We start from the raw sequence: 22006 nt of genomic DNA on the forward strand, positions 1-22006 counted from the left end.
CGTTCGATTGCCAGCATGGGCGCCTTGTTCATCAGCCACAGCAGCGCCGACAACGCGTTGGCTGCCGAGCTCGTCGCGGTCCTGGCCGCGCAGGGACACCGTTCGGTCTTCCTCGACTTCGACCCGCAGGCCGGCATCCCCGCCGGGCGGGACTGGGAACAGGAGCTCTACGCGCAACTGCGTGCCTGCCAGGCGGTCGTGGCGTTGTGCAGCGAGCACTCGATGGCATCGCCCTGGTGCTTCGCCGAGATCACACACGCGCGAGCGCTGGGAAAGCCGATCTTCCCGGTCAAGACGGACACCAGCGCGCCCTGGTCGCTGCTGCAGGAACTGCAACTCACCGACCTGACGCAGGACCGCGCCCGCGGCTGGCAGCGGCTTCTGCAGGGTCTGCAGGCGGCGGGCCTGGACGCGCGCAGCCTGTTCGACTGGGACCCGTCGCGGCCGCCCTATCCGGGCCTGCTCGCCTTCCAGAAGGCCGATGCGGCGGTCTACTTCGGGCGCGGCGCCGCGGTGCAGTCGACGCTGGAGACACTGAACCGGCTGCGCCGCCTGGGCGGGCCGCGCCTGCTGCTCGTGCTCGGAGCCTCCGGCAGCGGAAAGTCATCTCTGGTGCGCGCCGGCGTGCTGCCACGCCTCGAGCGTGACACCGCGGCGTGGGTCGTGGTGCCGCCTTTTCGTCCGCTCTCGCGGCCGCTCGATTCGATGGCGGTGGCGCTGGCCGGGCTGCCCGGTGCGGAGGACGGAGCCTCGCTGCGAGCGATGCTTGCCGCCGACCCATCGACAGCCGCCGGCTGGCGCGCCGTGGTGAATCGTCTGCGGGTGAGCGCGGGCCCCGAGGCTTCGATCGTCGTCACGGTCGACCAGTTCGAAGAGGCGCTCGACACCAACGCGGCACCCGACGACGAGAAGTCTGCGTTCCTGCGCCTGCTGCGCTCGATCGCCGACGAGACCGACGGCCCGCTGTTCGTGCTGGCGACGCTGCGCTCGGACTTTCTCGGGGCCTTCCAGACCCACCCGCTCCTGCGCGGCGTGGCGTACGAGCCCATCCACCTGCCGCAGATCTCGCGCGGCGAGGTCGCGCAGGTCATCGAAGGCCCGGCACAAGTGGCGGGGCTGCGGCTGGAAAGCGGCCTGTCCCAGGCGATGGTCGCCGACACCGCGACCGACGACGCGCTGCCGCTGCTGGCCTTCACGCTGCGCGAGCTGTTCGATCGCTTCGGCAAGGCGGGCGGGCAGGGCGCCGAGCTGGCGGTCGCCCAGTACCGCGATCAACTGGGCGGTCTGCAAGGGGCGCTGGCGCGCGCGGCCGAGGCGCTGTGCAGGGAAGCACCGTCCGGAGGCCTCCCTGCTGCCCGGTCGGGTGACCTGGAGGCGCTGCGTCGCGCCCTGCTCAAGCTCGTGCGCATCGACGGCGAGGCGCGATTCGTGCGCAGCCCGTGTCCGTGGAACGAGCTGCCACGCGAAGCGCACACGCTGCTCGAGCGATTTGTGCAGGCACGGCTCTTGGTGTCGCGCAGCGGAGACGGCGGAGAGCGCGTGCTCGAAGTCGCCCACGAGGCGCTTTTCCGCAGTTGGGACCGGCTGGCAGCCTGGCTCGCGGCCGATCGCGAGTTCCTGCTGTGGCGCGAACGGATGCATGCCGCCAGCATGCTGTGGCGGGACAACCAGCGTGATCCGAGCCTGGACCTGCGAGGACCGGTGCTGGACGAGGCGCGCCGCTGGCGCGCCGAGCGCGCCGACGATCTGGGCGAGCTGGCCCGGGAATTCATTGATGCCAGCGTCGCGGCGCACGAAGCCGCGCAGGTCGCCCGCGATCGGCGCCGGCGCAGGCTCGTCGCCTCCATGGCAGGCGCCGTGGTGGTGTTCGGCCTCCTCGCCGCGGCGGCCGCCTGGCAATGGCGCGAGGCCAACCAGGAACGGCGCATGGCGGTGGCCCGGCAGTTGGGCGCTCAAGGCGATGTCGCCTATGACCGGGGCGAGTGGCAGCGCGGCCTGCTGCTGACCTTGCATTCGCTGCAATCGGCATGGACAGCCGATGCGCATGCCGCCCTGGTGCAACGGCTGGATTCGCTGGCCCGGCCGCAGCCTTCTCCCGGCTGGAAGCCGCATCCCGGCCCGATCCGCGCCATGGCGCTCAGCCCCGACGGACGCTGGCTGGCCACGGCGGGCCAGCGGCACCTGCAGGTGCAGGCCGCTGGCGGCGAGGTGCGCGACCTCGAATCGCGCAATGGCCACGACTATCTCCATGCGCTGGCCTTCAGCGGTGACGGAAAGTGGCTGGCGGCGAGCTGTGACGAACAGGCCGTCTGCATCTACGACACGACGCAATGGAAGCCGCGGCGGCTGCCCGACGCGCGAGGCGTCGTGACAGCGATCACCTTCGGCAGCAACGACACCCTGCTGGCCACGATCAGCCGGGGCGAGAAGGTCGTGCGGACGTTCGCGATGCCGGCCGCCGAGGAAGCGGAACCCATCGATACGGGCGAGGAAGCCCCCGAGGGGATCAGTCTGAGCCGCGACGGGCGCTGGCTCGCCGTCTCCAAACGCAGCGGGCTCGAAATCCGCGAACCGGCGTCGGGAAAGCTGCTCGGCCAGATCGCCAGTGCCCGCCCAGGGGCGCTCCTGTTCAGCGATACCTCCCCCTTGCTGGCCGCGGCCCACGGCGGCCTTCCCATTCCCTTCTCACTGGAGGCCACGGACCAAGGGCTCTTCCAAATCCAGACCTACGTTGCGTTCAACGCGGGCCAGGCACCCGGTCGCGATCCCTTCGCAGCGGTGGCCATCCATGCCGATCGCTTCCACATTGCGGCCAGCGACTCGGCCTCGGGGGCGCGCATCGCGCGTCTTGCTCGCGACGCTGTGCCCAGCCTCGCGCCCGGCCCCGCCGGGGCTCTGGTGTTCACCGCCGACGGACGCTTGTTGGTCGGCGGACGCGATGGCCAGATCACGGCCTGGGATCCGGACGACAAGGCGCTGTGGCGCCTCACCCATGCCGGCAAGGTGCATGCGGTCGCCCTCAGCGCCGACGGCCGCACGCTGGCGACCGCGAGCGAAGGCAACACGGTCCGGTTGATAGATGCGGCTGCCGGTGGCGAGATCCGCAGCCTTCCCCTGGCGTGCGACCCGGGGAGCCTGGCCTTCAGCGCCGACGGCCGCTGGCTCAGCGCTGTACAGGAAGAAAAGCTGTGGCTGGTGGACACGGCCAGCGGCCGCGTGATCGGGCCTTTCGAGCATGAGGCGCGGGTGACTTCGGTGCGCTTCGAAAGTGACGGTCAGCGCGTCGCCACCTCGACGCTGTGGGATGGCGACATACGCTATGCGGTGCGCCGGCCAACCAAACAGCGTGTGTGGGACATCGCGACAGGACGCGAGCTGGGCTGGCGCTTCGACATCGAGGGCGATCGCAAGCGCACCCAGACCGTCGCGGCCAAGAAGTCGCTGGACGCCGTGAAGGCTGCCGATGGCGGCGACGGGGCCCTTGCGGCGGCATCGTCCACCTGGGTCGAGGCCTACGGGACCGACGACCTGAATTTCTATCCCAGGTTGATCCAACCCGACCTGACCTGGCTGTCCAGCAAGACGACAGCCGGTCTCGCGCTGATCGACGCCGCACTCGAACGCGCGAAGCGCGCAGACGGCGATCTCGGAGACGACAACCGCTTCGCGATCAGCGCCGATGGCCGGCTGCTGGCCTCCACCGCTGGCAAGGAGGCCCGTCTTTGGCCCTTGCGCTTCGAAGAACTGCAGACCCAGGCTTGCCAGCGCTTGCAGCGCAATCTCAGTTGCGCCGAATGGCGCGAGGCACGGGGCGCGGCCCCCTATACGAAGGCCTGCGCGCAGTTGGCCGAGCCGGCGGATGCAGCCGAGTGCACCGCGGCGGCAGGGCGTTGACGGCGACGCCGGCGCTTCGTCCCGAGGCCAAGAAGCCTTGGCATCGATGGCACGGGCACGCTGGCGCGGCAGGCCGGTGGAACCGCAATCGCGCAGGGCCGCCCCATGGCCTGGAAGCCACCGCCGGTTGCGGCTTTCTCGTACACGTTGCCTCCGTCGTCCGTGGTAGAAAATCACGAGCGCACCCAACGAGAGCATCCACATGAGTCAACGCCAACGCTATCGCCGAAGGCCCGATCGTCCGGTCGTGGCCGTACGTCTGTTGCTCGACACCGAAGGTTTCGACTATCGCAAGTGGGGCGATCAGCAGCACTGCAAGCCCGGCGACTGGCTAGTGGACAGCGACGGCGACATCTACACCGTCGATGCCGCGACGTTCGAGCGGACCTACCGGTCTGTCGGCAAGGGCACCTATGTGAAATCGACGCCCGTATGGGCAGAAGCCAGCGAGAAGGCGGGCAGCGTATCGACCCAAGAAGGACGCACCCATTTCGCTGCTGGAGATTTCCTGGTGTCCAACAACGAAGAGGGCACGGACTCTTATGCCATCGAAGCGAAGAAGTTCCACGCGCTGTACGAACGCGACGACTGACCAGGCCACAACCTCAGTCAATCCAGTGGCCAGGAGCCGCTAGACTGCCACCCACCGTGGGTGCAACTCTCTTCAGCCCTCTGTACTGCCGGTTCAACGGCTTTGCCTTTGGCGCGTTCCTTGTCGCAGCGAATCTGGAGTTTGCGGGGCCGCGCTTCGGCGCAATGCGGCGGCGGCTGCGCGAGTTCATGCGGGAGATCGAGATCGATGCCGTCCTTCCGTCGCAGCACCTGGCGTACCGCGCCGCGCATGACGCCAACTTCGAGTCGATCCTGCGGAAGGCGCGCGCTCGATCGCAACTGCTGTATGAGTTCATGGGCATCGGCGCGATGGCGGTCCTGTATGCCTCCAGCGCGAAGCTGGTCGGTCCAAGTCAGCGGCAGGCGTTGCGCGAGCGCTGGATTCCAGTGCTGTCCCGCCATGCCGTCCCGCCCAGCGTGTACGACAGGTTCCTGAACGACGTTGAACGCGCTGCGCACACGCGCGATGCTTCGGTGCTGCTGTCTCACGCTTTCCGGCTCGTCAGCGACCTGCTGGAGCCGCTCGAAGGAGAGTCGGACACCTGCTTCGTGGCGATGCCGTTCGGCGCCCCGTTCGCGGGCTACTTCGCCAGCTACTACCGACCGGCCCTCGCCAGTGCGGGATTCCGCGCCATCCGCGCCTGGGGCGGCCTCAGCGAGGAGGAGTACTACTCCTTCCTTGCGCCGCTGATCAATCGCTGTGCGTCCGTCCTGGCCGAATTGGGCTCGCTCAACCCGAACGTGATGAACGAGGTGGGTCTGGCGCACGGAACCAACCGACCGACGTTCCTGATCATGCGTGCGCAGCGGCGACCCCCACCCTCGAATCTCGCGGATCTGCCGATCCTCGAGTACTCGGACCAAGCAGCCGGCTGGCAGGCCGCCGCAGTGCCCACGCTCGCAAAGTTCATCGGATGGATGTGGGAGCACTATGTGGCGTCGGTCTCGGATGAAGATCTGGTCGGACACTCCGCACGGCAGTTGATTCGGTACCTTCAGGTCTTGGAGCGGCCGGTGCCCCGTTCGCTTCGAGTCCTGGCTGCCAAGACGAAGGCAGCGCGTCCCGGGTGTCCATGATGGGTCGTGCTGAGGGGAGATTTGCGAGTGCGAGGCGACCGTCGCGGGGGGCACCGGCGTGGCACGTAGACCAGTTGGACAGCTACGTCGGATGCACCAAAGCTCCTCGGGAACTCGTCCGGCCTGTGGATGACAAGGCTGCGCGTTCGCGTTTCAATCCACCTTCCCATTAATCACATTCTTTTCGGAGAACAGTCGATGCGGGTTCAAAGTGGCTTTATCGTGCGTCCATTCGGCGTCAAGGATGGCTTTGACTTCGACCGCGTCGAATTCGATCTCATCAGGCCGGCGCTGGCAAAACTGAAGGATCGCCATGGGATCCACGTCGTCGGAGGCACCACCGGCGAAATCGTCAAGCAAGGGAACATTCGAACGGACATGTTCCGCCTGCTGGTCACCAGTGATGTCGTGATCGCCGACGTGTCGATACACAACGCGAATGTGTTCTACGAATTGGGTATCCGACATGGTCTGCAGGAGCGCCACACGATTCTCATGCGATCGGAAGTGGACGACAAGAATCACTACCCGTTTGATCTGCAAAGTGACCGGTACTTCCTGTACGACCGAAAAGACCTGGCTGCGAGCGTTGAGAAGCTCGTCGAAACGCTCCGAACGAGCTTGGATGACACGGGGAAGGACAGCCCGGTGTTTCAGCAACTGCCCAAGCTCAGGCCGCACTCGCGCGCTGAGTTGATCCCGGCTCCTACCGATTTCCAGGATGAAATCAAGCTGGCCGTGGCGACCAAGGACTATGGCAAGCTCAGGTTGTTTACGCAGGAGCTCGAAGGAACGGAATGGCGATCCGAGGGCCTGCGCCTGGTAGGCAATGCACAGTTCAATCTGAAGGCTAACCATGGTGCCAGGGCCACTTTCGAGGCCCTGCGCGAAACAGATCCCGATGATCTGCTTGCCAATCAGCGGCTCGGAACCATCTATCAGCGGTTGTCGAAGGGTGCGCCCGCTGTCGAGCAGGCGCGGTTGCTCACATTGTCTGATCAGGCCATCGAGCGAGCGCTGGCGGTGGCGAAGACGGCAGCAGATCGCGCCGAAGCGTTCAGCCTGCTCGGCAGCAACGCCAAGACGCGCTGGATCGACCAATGCAGCGCAGCGCCGGCCGCCGGACTGCAGGAGGAAGCCCTGCGATCGCCCTACCTGGGACAGGCGCTGGATGCTTACCTGAACGCGATGCGGCAGCAACTTGATCGCCACTATCCCGGCATCAACGCACTTGCCTTGCTCAAATGCCAGATTGCCCTGGCCGCAGGCGCCCCTGCGATCTGGCAGGCCCGCTACGATGACTCATCCGACGCTGAGCGCGCCCTGCAGCAGCGAAGGCGCGCCGCCGATCGTGTCGCAGCTCTCTTGGAACTCGCACTGGCCCGCGATCCGATACTCGGTCGGCCTCTCGAGTTCGACAAGTGGGCGATCAGCAGCACCGCGGAACTGCTCTTGCTGACGAGGCCGGATTTGACAGAAGCAGTGCGCGTGGCCTATCGAGAAGCGTTGAGCACCGCAGATCAGTTCACCGTGGAGGCCACACGGCGCAACCTTGAAGTGTTTCGTCATCTGGGATTGTTTGAACCCAACACCAACGCAGCATTGGAAGAGATCGGCAAGCTGCACCCGTCTGGTGAACCGCCGCCTCCGGAACGAGTCGTGCTCTTCACGGGCCACATGATCGACCGAGCAGGCCGGAAGCCGCCGCGCTTCCCGCCGACGGTCGAAGCCGAAGCCTCCGCACGGCGCTTGATCGCCGAGGCGCTTGCGAAGGAAGCGAAAGAGAGTCCCATTTCGTTGGGAATTGCCGGCGGCGCGTGCGGCGCCGACATTCTCTTCCACGAGGAGTGCGCGGCTGCAGGAATCGAACGCAAGCTGATGCTGGCCCTCCCAACTGAGGATTTCCAGGTGACCTCAGTGCAGCACGGTGGGCCTCATTGGGTAGAGAGATACACGAAAGTCGGCGCCCAAGTGGCTCCCAGCGTTCTGCAGGACTCAGAGACCATGCCTCGATGGCTCGCCGGGCAGAAAGACTATGACGTCTGGCAGCGAAACAACCTTTGGATGATGTTCTCAGGGTTGACCTATCAGGCCAAGAACCTCACGCTCATAGCGCTGTACAACCCGGAGCTTGATCCCGACGGGCCGGGAGGCACGCGGGACCTGTTGAAAGCGGCGGGCCGCCACCGCTACAAGGTCGTCGAGCTGGACGCACGCGAGCTATTGAAATGACCCACCCGAGTTCCGCATTTTTCAGCGGATAGGGACGCTGCGGGAATCATCTGCGCATCGGTCTTCGGCATCCTTTGTCACGATCTGACATCGCCCGTTTGTGCCATGCCGGTCTCGACGTCTTCATTTTCAAGGCTGTCTCCGCGATCCCGCAGGAAGCAACTAAGACGCCAAGACCCAACACCAGCAACCAGTGCAAAAAATAGGGTATTGCCAAATGTCTCGCGCAAGAGCCATCCGGGATGCAGCTCCGAAGTTGCGATCAAGAGGAACAGCAGCACAATCGCCAATGGTTCTTGCCCGTCGGAAGGCGTCGATCAATTCACCATGAAGTTCATTGAACACGCATTGGCCCACCGTTGGTGCTTGGGTGAAGGCCTCGAGATCGGAGCGGCCGCGCACAACCCGTTCGGCTTGCGTTCGCGCAACGTCGCATTGCGCGAGGCGTTCTACGAGCAGGCGCAGATCGACATGTGCGGAGAGGTCGCGCCGATCGACATCGAGGCCAGTGCGGACGAGATTCCGCTCGATGGCGGATCCCAGGATTTCATCATCTCCTCGCATGTGGTCGAGCACCTACCGAATCCGGTTCGCGCATTCCTCGAATGGAACAGGCTCCTCAGGCCGGGAGGCATCTGCTTCATCATCCATCCGTTGCCCAGTGCGTTCCCCGGCGACGAATCGCGTCCGTTGACGACAACCGAACATTACCTCGAAGACTTCGACAAGGCGCATGACCGAAGCACCCATCCGCTCGAAGGCGTCAACGGTGGTGTCGGGGGTCACTACCATGTAGCTTCTGCGGAAAGCCTCGACCAACTCGTGCATGCCTTGAACGCGCGGGCGCTGCTTGCGTGGGAGCGCGTCGACATGGAGGCGGTCGATACCAAGGTCGGCAACGGCTTCACCCTGGTCTATCGCAAGGCGCCAGGCTGATCCACGATGCCAATCCCAGCCCATTCTTCGGATGCCATCTGTTCGCACTGGTACTTCTCGCGCAGCTCGGACCACAGGCGCGACACGCAACACAGGTTCTGCGCGTGCCAGTCCGAATCGACGATGTCGTGCAGCCCCACGAGTTGGGGCGACAGTCTGAGCGCGAACTCGAAGTCCAGGCGGCATTCCCGGTAGCCATGTTGCCCGTCGATGAAAACGGCATCGTAGCGCTCGGCCAGGCGGGCACCAATGCCTGGCTGGCTCACATCCCCCTGCACAACCGAGAGCGCTTGGCCGAAGCGCTGCCTTGCCTCGTCCACGGCAAGCTGATGATCCTGGCGCTCGGCGGCACACAGCGTGGTGATGTTGATGCGTCGCCCCGCCTGATCGAAGCGACGCGCAACGTGCCACTCCTCGCCACCCCAGCCGCCTCCGATGAACAGCAGGCTGTGCACCTCTCGCCGCAGCAGGTGGCCAATCCACCAGTCGAACTCCTCCGGCTTCTGCTCCAGCCGCGGCAGGACATGGCCGTCGAAGGGGCGCGGTGTGGCCAGCCCGACAGGAACGGGCACTCGCCGCACCGTGGCCTGCCATTGGCGGAATGCGGGATCGCCGCGCAAGGCCCAGAAGCGGTCCTGGTAGGGCAGCTCCTGCAGGTTGTCGAGCAGCATGCAGCCCGCTTCCTCGCGCCGGAACTGCATGCCGGGCCAGGCCTCGACCCCACCATAGAACTGTGGAACGTCCTGCCAGGCCCGCGTGAACACCTGTGCATGGCGCATCCAGAAGAAGGTGCCGCTGTAGTGCCAATCCCCCACGTTCTGGTGGTTGCGAAAGCGCCCGTACTTTCGAAAGATGCCGGTCAAAGCGTGGCGCTGCATCTGCTCCCTGACGCCCGGCCAATCGTCCAGCGTGACTTTGTATTGGACCTCGGCCCAGCGCCGCACCGCCGGCGGAAACGCTGGCTCATACTTCACACCCTTGGCATGCGCGTAGTAGGACAGCGCGTCGGCGTCTGTCGAAGCCACGCGCGCAAGCATCTGCGCAAAGGTCACGACTTCGCCGCGTGCGTCGTTCGGCGCGATCACGAATTCGCAGCCGTGGCCTGCCAGGCAGTCCTGCACGGCCTGCGCCGGCTCGGAGCGCGCGTCGCACACGATGCCAATGACCCGGCGGCCGTTGAACAGGTCGATGCGGCGCTTGAGTTCGTGAATGTTCCATCGCCATGTATCGCCTCGCACCGGCCACACATGGAAGAGTAGGTTCCGACGCAACGACGCCGGCAGGGGAAGGACGGGGGCCGTGCTCGCGATGGCCGGCCGCGGCGCCGCTGGCCTCGCGAGGAGGCGGGGCGGCGGCCTCCGGGTGGCGACCGGCGTGTGCGCGGTGTTCATGTGAGCTCCAGGAGGATGTTCGGCTGTCGCGAATGAAGTGGCCAGCACCTGCGCAAGACGGTCGCGGTAGGCGTGGCCCGCAAGCCGCTGGATGCAGCGCTGACGGAGATCTGCCAGTCGCGTGGCGTCGTTGAGCAGCGGTTCGACAATGGCGATCAGTTGATCTGCGCCGTCGAACTGCGGCAACTCGGGAAACACCTCGCCGACTTCGGCGCGCCGTTCGGAGACCACGGCCGCGCCGCAGGCGAGCGCTTCGTAGATGCGCGGGTTCATCGAATGCGCGGGCACGCCTTGCGCGTTGAAATGATGCGTCTCGCGAAACACGTTCACCACGATGTCCGTCTGCCGGTAGAGTTCTGCGCAGCGCGAAGCGGGCACGTTGCCAGCCAGGCAGAGGTTGCGCAAGGTGGGCGAGCGCCAAGGGCCGCCGACCACGTAGCTCAGCAGCTTCGCCTCCGCGAGGCGCAGCAGGAAGCGTTCGCGCGTCGCGTTGTAACCACCGATGAATCCGACGCGGTAGGGGCGCGCCGCGCTGTCTGGTCGATGGACCTGGGGATCGAAGCACACCGGCAGGTAATGGGCATTGCGATGTCGGTTGAGCGTGACTGGGTCATTCGCGAAAACGTAGTCGAAGCGCGACGACCACGAAGCCGTGTCATCGACTTCATAGGGCTCATCGGTCAGCCACACGGCGCTCGGGCAAGCCCTAAAGCGCTCACCCCATTTCTGCGCAAAGCGCCGGCCGTGCACGACCAGCAGCAGGTCCGGGCGAAAGGCCGCGATCTTTTCCGGGAGTCGCGGGTCGTCCCAGTAGGCATCGGCGTGCGAAAGGTTCAACTCGGCGGCCGCATGGCGCAGGCCGTCAGCGAACACATCGCCGCATGAAAGGAAGCGGTAGTTGACGACGAACACCCGGCGCGCCGCGGGGGCGGGTCCGGCGCTCGTCGAGGACGCCGTTCGCAGGGAGGGCAGGCGGGCTTCGCGGCCCATGAAGTCGTCGAGCCGCATGCGCGGCAGGCTTTCGAGCCGGCTGATCGCACTCAGGTTGACCAGTTGCACGCCCCGACCCCGCAGCGCCTCGGCCAACGCACCGTATTCCCTGTCGATCTGCGCCACACGCCCGCTCAGCGGATGGCGGCCAGTGGTCGCAAAGAAATGATGGTCGGTGAAATCGACGCCGATGAGTCCGACGTGCGACGCGCCCATGTACGCCGCCAGGCAAACCGCAACATAAGGTGAGTTCTGGGTGAAATGCAGCACATTGCCCGTGGTGTCGACGCCGGCATGGCGACCAAGTTGCACCCGCACTACCGGGGCGCTCACCGGACCCAGATCGAGCTGGGTGAAGAGGGCGCGTGCCTTGGACGTCCTCACATGGCTAAAGCGGTCGGCAGTGAACTGCCTCGGCGGATTGACTACGACAAGGTAGTCCGGATTGAAGAGGCGGCCCACGTCGTTCACGCCGATGGTGACGGCGCGTCCGGGGTCGGCAAGCTGCAGCAGCGACGGGCCGCAGCCGCACACGATCACATCGCCGCCGGCATGCGCACCCCTGAACGCTGCAAGGGTCGCGGGCTTTGAAGGTAAATCACGGTTCATGACGCACCTCGTCCAGCTCAGTAGCCATACACCTTGCCGCTTTGGACGACGTTGTTCTCGATGACCTTCCTCGGCAACTTGAAGCCATCTTCATCCTTGACCCAGCCTTTGCCGGACTTCTTCAATTCATATGCCACGCAGACGAACCCTTGAGTTAGCTTGCCAAGCGCCTTCAACGATCGGATCTCGCTCTCTTCGGCCTGGCTTCGATGGTTTGCCTGCTTCTTCTTCAGCTCGGTCAGTCTTGTGATCTTCAGGTCGCCCCATGGGCTCTGCGGCGTCACGCTGTAGAACAGCACCTTGCCCGCTTCGATCTCGTCCTTGATCTTCGATTCCACGAACTCCTCGTGCTGCGCGTTGGCCTTCTTGGTGATGGGCGTCAGGTTGAACCGAGCGCCCGGCCCGCCAACTCTCTGGTTCAGCAAGTGGCCTTGCACATACCAATCCGCGCGTACCGCCTTGCCCTCGCCCCTCCCGAGATCTGCCAGACTCTCCCAAATGGGCGCGAAATCGCCGGGCCTCGTTCCCTCGGGATGCTTCTTGGTGAAGATGGATGCCTCCACCTTTTTTGCGCCGCCCTGGTCATCCACACCGCCGAAGGTCACGACGGACGTCGGCCGCTCACCGCCATGAAGCACCTTGATCAGCGCAGCCAGGGCATTGGCGTTGTCCAGCATTTCCTTGGCAGCCTTGGCAGTGGCATCGGCGCGCTTCTTTTCGTCGGTCGTGGTGACGGGCGTTCTTCTCGCCTCGATTTTTTCCGCCAGTGCCATGGCCATCTTGAATTCCTTCTTCTTCTTGGAATCGGCCGGCAGAGTCGCCACGTAGCTGCTCCATCGCTTGGCCGGTGAACTGGCGACCAGGACCTGCGGCGATTCTTCGGTTCCGTCCGTTATCAGCGTGAGCTTCTGGCCATCCGCGTCGATGTTGATCTTGTTCTTCCACCAAGCAAGAACTGAAGACGCAATGCTCTTTGCGCCTGCCACCAGCATCACGAACAGAGCCTTCAGTGAATCGATCACCTTCAGGATCGCGGTGTCCACCTTCTCACGCAACTTGTCGACTTGCTCCTTGATGGTTTCCGCAATGCCATTGAGGCCGAACTGCGCCGCAAGGAAGCCAATCACCGCCGGCGTGGCTTTCTTCATCGCGCCGTTCAGGATTTCGGCCGGGCCTTCCAGGCTGCCGGCGGCGATGTCGCCGACGGCATCGAGCGTGCGATTGACCATGCCGAGGATCGAGGCGGCCCACTGTGTGGCGAACACGAGCGCGCGGTAGATCTGTTTCACCGCGGTAAGCACTGCCGACAGTCCCGCGGTTGCGGCAGCGGAGGCTGCCATCTTTCCGAGCTCCACACTGACCTTTTCGACGATCCAGGTCACGATGCCCTCGAGAATCGATTTGCCGAACTCCTTCCCGGCCGCGATGATTTCCTTGGTGACATCGGCCGGCTTCTTGTCCTTCATGTCCATGATCCAGTCCCAGGCGCGTCCGATCACGCGCCAGGCGGTGCGCAGCTTGTTCACCGTTTCCTTCTCGAAGCGCCTTTCCAGCAGGTCGAAAATGTGCGGCATCGAAAGGCCCAGCACGTCGAGCGCGAACTGCACCAAGTCCCACGGGTCGGTCCAGCTCTTCGGTTTCGCGATGCCTTTCTCGGCGAGCTCGCCGAAGAGCCATCCCTCTAGACCATCGAGCAGGTTGGCCTTGAGGTTGCCCCAGTACAACTTGAGCCCGCCTCCCACCGCACGGACAGCGTTCTTGATGAACTGGATGGGAGCCTTCGAGATCGTGTCCCACGACGAGATCGCCTTCTGCTTGATCTGTTGAAGCAGGTCGGGCGGCACGTTGAACACGCGCAGCAGGAGGTCGAAGGTTGCCCGGATGGCACCCTTGAGGTCTTTCGTCACGAACACCTTGCGCACGATGTTCATCACGTCGGCCTTTGTCTTGGCCCAGGCCTCATCGTCTTTTCCGAGTTCCTTGAAGAGGTCGATCTGGCGCAGGATCAGGGGCACGATCCAGTCCACGAACGGGTCGCGGATGCAGGCCGGAATCTTCTTCCACAGCGCGCCCGCGAGCAGGAAGGGCAGGCCGTAGATATCGACGATCAGGCCGCCGACCTTGCCCAGGAAATCAAGCATCGGCTTCAGGAAATCGAGCAGTCGCCCCAACGCCCGCTGGATCCAGTCCGCGAGGCCGGTGAGCTTCTCGCTGGCCCATGTCGCGAGTTCGCCGGCCTTGCCGGCCACCCATTGGGCCGCGTCGACCAGGAACTGCAGTGCCGTGCTCGCCGCCGCGCCCACCACGCGACCGAAGGCGGCGGCGAAATCGCCCAACTTGCCCGTGACGATGCCCGCCATCTTCACGACCGCGGCGGTCATTTTGCTGACCGCGCCGATGAGTTGCGGGATCAGCACGGTTTGCGCGTGTGCCCGCGCGCGCACGATGGCGTTGCCGCCCGCGAGGTTGGCGCGGATCCATTTCACGCCCTGCACCGCGCCGTAGATCGCGGCGCCAGCAAGGAGGATCGGTCCCGCCGGGGAAATCAGGACCGCGATGCCCGCGACGACCGCAAGCACGGTCTGTATTTGCTTCTTGTAGGGCTCGATCTTGGCCTGCAGCCAATCCCAGGCCGCGGTGGCCTTGGCCTGTACCCATTGGAGGATGCCGTCCTGGCCGTCGGGACCGTCGCCGATGCCGATCTTCTTCTTGAGCCAGTTCCAAGCTTTCTGGCTCAGGTCGCGCACCGGCTTGACGAGGCCCCACACCCAACTCAAGAGGTCCTGCAACGCGGTCCACTGCGCGCCGGCGTACTTCTTGATGAACTCCCAGGCGGGAGTGCCGAAGCGCTCCCAGAGCCCCTTCAGGAAGTCGCCGACCTTGCCGACGACCCCCTGCAGCTTCTCGATTACCGGCGTGATGAGTTTGGTCGCGAGATCCTCGATCTTGGCCGCCGCGTCGGTGATCGGCTTGCAGTCGTTCTGCGCGATCTTTGCGGCTGCTTCCTGCATCGATTGCAACAGCGGGCCGATGTGGCCCTGCAGCCACTTGCCGGTGTCGGCCACGCTGCGAACCGGCGCCATCGCGGTGTCGACGACCGCCTTGATCGCGCCGGTGACCTTGCCCTTGATCCAGTCCAGCACGCCATCAGCGCCGCGCCGGATGATCGGCACGAGCTGCGGGGCGAAGGATTCCGCAGTCCGCCAGATCAGCCCGGTCAAGAGGCCTTCGTCCTCGCCCTCGAACTGGGGAATGCCGGCAGTCGCCTGCCCCGTCACCGCGTAGCTGCCACCGCCCGACACCGCGGCCGACGCTCGCGCGGCCTCGGCCTCGTGCGATGCGCCGGCCCCGCTGCCGCAGCCGCAGCATCCGCCTTCGGCGCAGCGCTGGACCCCGGCGGCGCCGCGTTGCTGCAAGACGTGGGCGATCTCGTGCGCCATCAGCGCGAGGTCGCGCGAGCTCTCGCCGGCACCCAGCACCACGTGGTGACCGAATGCGAAGGCGCGGGCGCTGTGGCCGATGGCCAGCCGTGCCGCCGCCGCGCCCTCGTGCACGCGCACGGCAGACAGGTCGGCGCCGAATCCGGCTTCGAGGCGCTCGCGCAGGTCGGCCGCCAAGGGTGCGCCGGGGCCATCCACCGTGATCGATCGACGCCCGTCACCGAGCCGCAGCGATGGTGTGGGACCGCTCGGCACCACCCGCAGACGCTCGCGGGCGGCTTCCGGCGCCTGCCGACGGATGCGGCTCGCACCGGCCGAGGCGAGTTGATCCGCGGAGCGCGAGATGCGCGATGCCGTGGCCGCGCTGGCGGCTTCGCGAGGTGCCGCGTCACGCGTGCTGCTCCGGAAGGCTGCCGGTGCCGATGTCGGCGCCGCATGGTGCGGTGCAAGGCTGCTGAAGGCTGCGCCCATGGTCTAGCCTTGCCTTGGTTGCGCGCTGAGCGAGGGGCAATGCTGGCCCGCGCGGCGGTATTCACGGCGCACAGCGGCCAGCAGCTCGGTGCGCCCGACACCGCCACCGAAGGCATGCTCGCCCGTGCCCGCCTGCAGGCCGAGCAGCGCGGCGTGCAGCGCGGCATTTCGTATTTGTCCACCCGTGAGGCTGCAGCGCACGGCGACCTCGTCGAGCAACGCGTCGTCCACGCGATGGCCCACGGGCAGGTGCGCCTGCCACAGGGCCTGGCGCATCAGCGCATCGGGCAGGGCGAAGTCCAGCGTCAGATCCATGCGGCGGGCGAACGCGGCGTCGATCCGCTCGGCCGCATTGGTGGTGACGACCAGCACACCCTCGTAGCTTTCGAGCCGCTGCAACAGGTAGTTGGTCTCGAGGTTGGCGTAGCGATCGTTGGCGTTCGACACCCCGGTGCGTCCGGCCATGAGGGCGTCGCCCTCGTCCAGCAGCAGCACGATGTCGAGCGACTCCGCGGCCTCGAACACGCGCTCCAGGTTGCGCTCGGTCTCGCCGATGTATTTGCTCACCGTGGTCGCGAGGTCGACGCGGTAGAGCGGCCGCGCCAGCGCGGCTGCCAGGTGCCGCGCTGCGAGCGTCTTGCCGGTGCCGCTCGGACCCTTGAACAGCGCGCGCACGCCTGCCGCGCCGCCCTGGCCGAAGGCCGCGGGCAACAGGCCGCGCAGAGTTTCGCGATGCCGGCAGCGCGCCAGCAAGGCGTTGAATTCCTCCTGCAGTTCCTCGCTCATCGCCAGCATTTCCTCCGGGCCGACCGATGGCACGCGCCGCGCTGCGCCATCGAGCAGGAAGCGGCCTTGCGCTTCCAGTTCGGCCATGACGACCGAAGGCGTGTCGATGTCGCCACGCGGCACGCTGGCCGCCAGCCGATGGATGCTGCCGCGCGGCAGGCGCAGGTCCACCAGGTCCGGGCCGACCTGGGAACGTGCCAGGGCCCGGCACCAGTGACGCGCGCGCTCTTCGGGATCGGGCAGTGCGAGATCGAGCCAGCGCAATTGGCGGCCCACTGCACCCAGGCCACCATGGCGCGGCAGGCAAACTGCCATCGTCCCGCGAAAGCCCGGCCACTCGGGCAGCATGATGCGCTGGCCCGGTGCCGGCGTCAGCGCCAGCAGCGGCATAGCGCCCAGCAGCGTGGCCAGCGCCGGGAGCAATGTCGCAGTGGACGCCGCGTCGTCGCTCGTGCTGCCGCCTGCTTCCGATTGTGCTGGGGGTGGTTCGATCAGGCCCAGCCCCGCATCGCGCGCGATGGCGCCCGCGAGCGCGCGGCGGCCGCTGCCCGGGCCACCGCGCAGCGCCCAGCACAACGGCTCGGCGGAGCCGCTGCCGGCGCGCGCGGCCGCAGCGAGGGCGACAGGCAGGATCAGCTCGTCCCAACGCGACAGTGCCTCCCTCGGCGTCAAGCGCCAGGGACCGATCGCGTCACCATGGAGCGCTTGCCACACGGCCGCTGGCACGACGAGCACGCGCCGTCGGCCCAGTGGCTCTTCCACCAGATAGCCGGCTTCGAGAAGTGCGTTGACGCCGGAGTCCAGACCATCGCATGCGGATAGCATGGCGCGGGTCGGGCGCCCCTCGTGGGCGCCCAGCGCGTCGAACAGCGGGGCCAGGTCGGGCTCTTCGTCGGTCCACGCGCAGAGCAGGAATCCGCTGAGACTCTCGGCGCTGAGCGCCAGCGCCGCCCGCAACCGGTCCAGCGGCAACGCCGACGGGGCTCCGGGCGTGCCCTCCGTCTCGCGCAGGCGCTGGTCCAACTGGGCCAGCGCATCGGGCAGCGACAAGCCTTCGAAGCCCGCGCCGGCTGCCGCGCTGATATGCACGCGCAGCACGGGATAGTGCTCCACCAACTCGGCGAGTGGGCCCAGCCGCGCGCTCGCGTGCAGCATCAGCGACAGCGCGCTGCGCAGCAGCCACAGGCGCAGGTGTTCGCCGGCCGTGAGCGCCTGCAGAGGCGTGATGGTGGCGTCCATCGGGCTCAACCAAAGTGGAAGCGAAAGTCGCAGCCCGCCGCCGGGACCCAACCCGGGTCGCGGTCGAGCCCCGCGAGCCGCACTGTCAACGGCAGGGCGTCGAGCGGAAGGTACAGGTCGAGCCGTTCGCCGCTGTCCTGCAGCCGCGCCGGCAACTCCAGCATGGATGCGAGGCGCCGCCGCGGCGGGATCGGATCGCCGTCATCCAGCGCCAGCGCCAGGCGTGCATGCAGGTAGGGCCACAGCGACTCGGGGCAGCCATGGCGTTGGAGACGAGGGCTGCGCAATCGGGCGGCCGCAGGCCCAGCGACCACCGTGTGCCGGATGCGCGGCCGGGACCCGAGGCCGAGTCGGATTGCCTCGTTGTCAATCAGCGCTTCGCAAGCGCCGGCCGCTGCGGCCAGGTTGCACACGCAGAAACCCGCCGGGTGCATCAGGCTGAATCGACCGTCACGCCAGGAGGCGCGCCATGGCGCCTGCGTCGCCGGGAAGGGATCGAGCCACGCCGGCTCGATCCGCCAATCGGTTTCCCGAAGTACGGCGCGCGCTCGGTCGGCAGCGGCATCGCGCCTCGCCAGCCACCGGAAAAGGGCATCCTCGCGGAATGACGGATCGCACCACATCCGTCCCGCCAGCCACAGGAAGCGCCACGGCGTGCAAGCGAGCCCCTTGTGAGCGGGCATCGTGAAATCGCCATACAGCGACAACTGCAGCGCTGCGTTGAGCACAAACAACAGGCCGCCCCAGCGCGTGTCGATGGACGTGGGCAACGGTGAAGCCGCTAGTGATTCGCCGGTATCGCTCCAACAGGCCTGTCGCCGAGGGGAGGCCAGCGGCGTAGGGCACCAGGAGGGCATCGCCAGATCGCCCAGCGGCATCGTTGCGGCGCGCGGTGCTTTCGACGCCTGCGCGCCTGACACCTGACGCGCGACAGCCGCCGCCTCGGAGCGCGGCGCGGTCTGCGGCGTGGCGGACGTGGGCCGGACCCGCGGCGCCATGGCTGGATCCTCGGATCGACCTGATGCCACGGCGCGCTGCTCGACCCGCGCAGCTTCGGCAGCCTTCCACGGCTGCGGCCGCGGCCCGGCGAGCGCTGCGAGGAATGCAGCCAAGCACGCGGCCCGGTCCGGCGTGCGCGCAGCGCCCGCATCGACGGCCAACTCCGAGCAAAGCAAGCGCAGCCGCTCGGAGCGTGACCTAGCGATGTCCTCGTTCGCGCCGCAGGGCGGCGCCACGCCGACCCTCTTTGACGGCGCAGCCGCGAACCTGGCCGGGGCCGCCGAGCGCGCCTGTACCGCGCCCTGCAGCACCCACGTTGCGACTTCGGAGGCGATGGTGAAGACCTGCGCCAGCGCCGTCAGCAGCGCTGCCTGATCGGGTGCCGGCCAGCGCGCGAGCCATTGCTGGGCGCGCCTCGCTCCCAGCCGCTGAATGGCGCGCGGCACGGCGCGCGGCGTCTGCAGCCAAGCCGCCACGCCGGCCAAGGATTGCGACGGGATCGTCCCCAAGGTGCGCCACCACCAGCGCGTGCTCAAGGCGCCCGAGAGTGCATCGCGCGCGATGCACGCAAGAAGTTCGGCTTCGTCCGCAAACCAGACTACATCCGCATCGGCATTGTCGCGGGCGGGACGGTGGGCGCCGGCGAGCAGCACGGCGAAGCGGCCGTAGCGGGTGGCGCGGTCGTTGTCCACGACATCGCGCCAGCGCATGTCCAGATGCCGCACCAGCACGATGGCCTGTGACGGAAGGCCATGCTGCGCCGGATCGCAATCGGCCAGCCATTGCTCCAGGCCCAGCCGCAAACGAGGCGCACCGGCCATGCGGTGCGGCACCCGCGCCAGGCGGATGGCACCGGCTCTCACTGGCCGGCCCTCCGCCGCGAAGGATTCGGGGGCGGGCTTTGAACACCCGCCCCCACGTGCGCAGGATTCGAACCTGCCTGGCAAGACGTCAATCCCACCCTACCTACCATGGCCCGCACGCTAAACCTGTTCATTAGACACCCACGTTGTCGTTCCCGCGCAAGAGCTCGCGCACATTGGGTTGGCAATGGATCACTTCGCCCGCCTCGTCCAGGTTGGCGTCGAACACCCAGACACAGGTGTCCCTTGCTGGCAGCGGCGGCAGCGGCTGGAAGCTGATGCCGATCGACGTGCCGCGCATGTGATTGACGCGAAGCGCAAGGTGCAGGCCGTAGACGCCGGTGAGCCGGATCGCTTCCATCGCCGTGGTGCTCGCCAGGGCGCCTTCGGCCGCCACTCGGTTGCCTTCAAGCAGCAGCGACACGGCATTGCCTACGAAGATGCCGAACCGATTGCGATTGCGGTCACGCGGGCCAAGCGAAACACGCACCGTGTTGTGCGAGATCACGGCCCGCTGGATCTGCAGGGGCTGACGGTCCTCCTTGCCGGACAGTCCGAGCGAGATGCCCTGCGCGGCGGAATCGACGAAGTTGTGCTCGACGTGCACGTCGGTCGCCAGGCGCCCGGCGACAACGATGCCGCGCTCGGGCGGACGGTCGGCCTTGACAGCCACGATCCGGTTGTGCCGGAGGTCCGTCAACGCGCAGTCCACACACAGGATGCCGAGTTGCGCTTCCCCGACAAGCACCTCGCAGTCCGCAATGCCGACACGGCTCGGCACCTCTACTGTGCCCGGGGTGTCGATCTGCCGCACGACGATGCCGCCGGCACCCAGCGCGGAGCCCCCGCCGCATCGCGCCGCGACGCGCTCGATGTGCACTTGTGGCACGCCGATGACCGTCAGCGCACCCAACAGGCCCGAGCCCAACTCTTGCTTGCCAGGCCCCACGCGGCCGGTGTGCAACGTAAGGTCGCTCACCTTGACTGACGTGCACTGCTCGATCAGGAGCGCGGCTTCTGCGGTATCGCAATGCAGCTGCGAGCCGCCGCCACCGCCATGGATAACCACGTGCCGGAATCCGTGCACGCGCAACGGCTGGACCAGCGGGTAGTCACCAGACTCGAAGCACAAACGCAGGTCGCTGTTGGCCGGCAGGGCATTGATGCGGGCCTGCGCATCGATGCCGGGCCACAGGACCAGTTCGCCGCAGGTGCGACCGCGCAACGCGTCGATGGCCGACTGCACGTCTTCAATGCCAGGCAGGCGGGCGCGCGCGCCGTCGAGCCAGACCTCTTCGGCATGCGGAGCGTTGGGCGCCTCGCGCACGAACAGCCACGGCCCGTCACCGCCGACACGGTAGACCCGGAAGCGCGGCGTCGGCGCTGTCGCAGCGAGGTCGACCGGGTCGCGCCGCAGCGCCTGCGACAGCAGTGCCCGCACATCGCCCGCTGCCAGCGCAACGGTGCGCGCCGGCTTGCGGGTGTCCAGGAAGGTCGCCCAGTCGATCTGTCGCGCGCCGGTGGCATCCAGGAAACCGGCCGGCGGCAGCCAACTGAACCAGTCGGCAGCACGCAGGCCCGGCAGCGAGGCGGTCGGAATTTCCAGCAACTGTTCCTGGAACTGCGCCAACTGGGCCTCGCCCAGCGCGTCGAGCTGCTCGCCGAGCCATGCGCTCCAAGGCGGTGAGGCCGGCTGGCTTGCTACGCGGCGTCGCACCGACCAGCAATCGACGAACACGACGCCAGGGGTGGCGGCCAGGTAGACCAGCGCGAGTGGGACCTCGCAGTCGCTCAGGCCAACTGCGTCGAGCAGGCCCGGCTCGGCGGGGATGCCCATCCGGCCATGCGCCTTGGCCAGTCCCGGGAAGCCAAGGCAGTTGTAGGCCACTGCGCTGCGCCACTTCGATACTGCCGCCGCGGCGAGCGAATTGCTGCTGGACGCCGGGTCGACGCGCAGCAGTCGGAACTGCACGGCTTCGACCATCGCATCGGTGTTGCAGCGCACGTTGCCGGGCTCGAGCGCCAGCACCGGTGCCTTGCCGAGAGCGACCGTGACCGGCGCCAGAGTGAGCAGGTACAGCCCATCGCCAGCAACATAGCCGCCGCTGAGCGGCTGGCACCGAGCGAAGCCGCCGGTCGTCGGCGGTACCACCGGATCGGCCGGAGGCACGAGCGCCAGGACCTGCTGCGCATTCAGGCACAGCGTCTGGCCGGCGTGGCTGATCGCCAGTCCCCGCTTGATCGTCAGCCGGCGCTGCAGCGCGTTGTCGACCTCGACTTCCAGACCCTGGACGATGCCGGCACCGATGCCTTGGCCAAGGCGCTCGTCGGCCTCGTGCTGCGCGACCTGGGTGCGCGCCATGTCGGCACTGGTCACCAACCGGCCATTGAAGAAGTTGACGTTGCGAATCGCCTGCTCGGACACCAGCGGCATGCCGAGGCTCAGGGGGCTGGAGATTGTGGTCAT

10 protein-coding genes are annotated in these 22006 nt (G+C 66.8%); 5 read left to right on the top strand and 5 right to left on the bottom strand.

Annotated elements, in window-relative coordinates:
• Positions 1–15: 15 nt before the first annotated feature.
• The 5 genes from QTI24_RS24510 (at position 16) to QTI24_RS24530 (ending at position 8751) form a co-directional block, all read left to right on the top strand.
• A complete protein-coding gene (locus tag QTI24_RS24510; RefSeq protein WP_286603964.1) occupies positions 16–3894 on the top strand; it encodes an nSTAND1 domain-containing NTPase in 3879 nt (1292 codons plus the stop codon).
• 202 nt (positions 3895–4096) lie between these two features.
• A complete protein-coding gene (locus QTI24_RS24515) occupies positions 4097–4486 on the top strand; it encodes a hypothetical protein (RefSeq protein WP_286603965.1) in 390 nt (129 codons plus the stop codon).
• Between the two features lie 56 nt (positions 4487–4542).
• A complete protein-coding gene (locus QTI24_RS24520; protein ID WP_286603966.1) occupies positions 4543–5583 on the top strand; it encodes a hypothetical protein in 1041 nt (346 codons plus the stop codon).
• A gap of 198 nt (positions 5584–5781) precedes the next feature.
• The gene (locus QTI24_RS24525) at positions 5782–7815 is read left to right on the top strand and encodes a tetratricopeptide repeat-containing protein (RefSeq protein WP_286603968.1); all 2034 of its coding nucleotides are present in this window, start codon (positions 5782–5784) and stop codon (positions 7813–7815) included.
• Positions 7816–7920: 105 nt separating this feature from the next.
• Positions 7921–8751 carry a class I SAM-dependent methyltransferase gene (locus QTI24_RS24530; protein WP_286603969.1) on the top strand — a complete coding sequence of 277 codons (831 nt, stop codon included), beginning with the start codon at positions 7921–7923 and terminating at the stop codon, positions 8749–8751.
• Here QTI24_RS24530 and QTI24_RS24535 read toward each other — a convergent pair.
• The 5 genes from QTI24_RS24535 to QTI24_RS24555 all read right to left on the bottom strand — a co-directional run bounded on the left by QTI24_RS24535 (position 8730) and on the right by QTI24_RS24555 (position 22006).
• The gene (locus tag QTI24_RS24535; protein ID WP_286603970.1) at positions 8730–11741 is read right to left on the bottom strand and encodes a CgeB family protein; all 3012 of its coding nucleotides are present in this window, start codon (positions 11739–11741) and stop codon (positions 8730–8732) included. The genes QTI24_RS24530 and QTI24_RS24535 overlap by 22 nt on opposite strands.
• A 17-nt stretch (positions 11742–11758) precedes the next feature.
• On the bottom strand, positions 11759–15652 hold the full coding sequence (locus tag QTI24_RS24540; RefSeq protein WP_286603971.1) for an eCIS core domain-containing protein: 3894 nt from the start codon (positions 15650–15652) through the stop codon (positions 11759–11761).
• 3 nt (positions 15653–15655) lie between these two features.
• The gene (locus tag QTI24_RS24545) at positions 15656–17677 is read right to left on the bottom strand and encodes an ATP-binding protein (RefSeq protein ID WP_286603972.1); all 2022 of its coding nucleotides are present in this window, start codon (positions 17675–17677) and stop codon (positions 15656–15658) included.
• A gap of 5 nt (positions 17678–17682) precedes the next feature.
• A complete protein-coding gene (locus QTI24_RS24550; protein ID WP_286603973.1) occupies positions 17683–19539 on the bottom strand; it encodes an NADH-quinone oxidoreductase subunit E in 1857 nt (618 codons plus the stop codon).
• Between the two features lie 133 nt (positions 19540–19672).
• On the bottom strand, positions 19673–22006 hold the full coding sequence (locus QTI24_RS24555) for a hypothetical protein (RefSeq protein ID WP_286603974.1): 2334 nt from the start codon (positions 22004–22006) through the stop codon (positions 19673–19675).

The organism is Variovorax sp. J22P240 (assembly GCF_030316855.1).
Taxonomy (GTDB): domain Bacteria; phylum Pseudomonadota; class Gammaproteobacteria; order Burkholderiales; family Burkholderiaceae_C; genus Variovorax.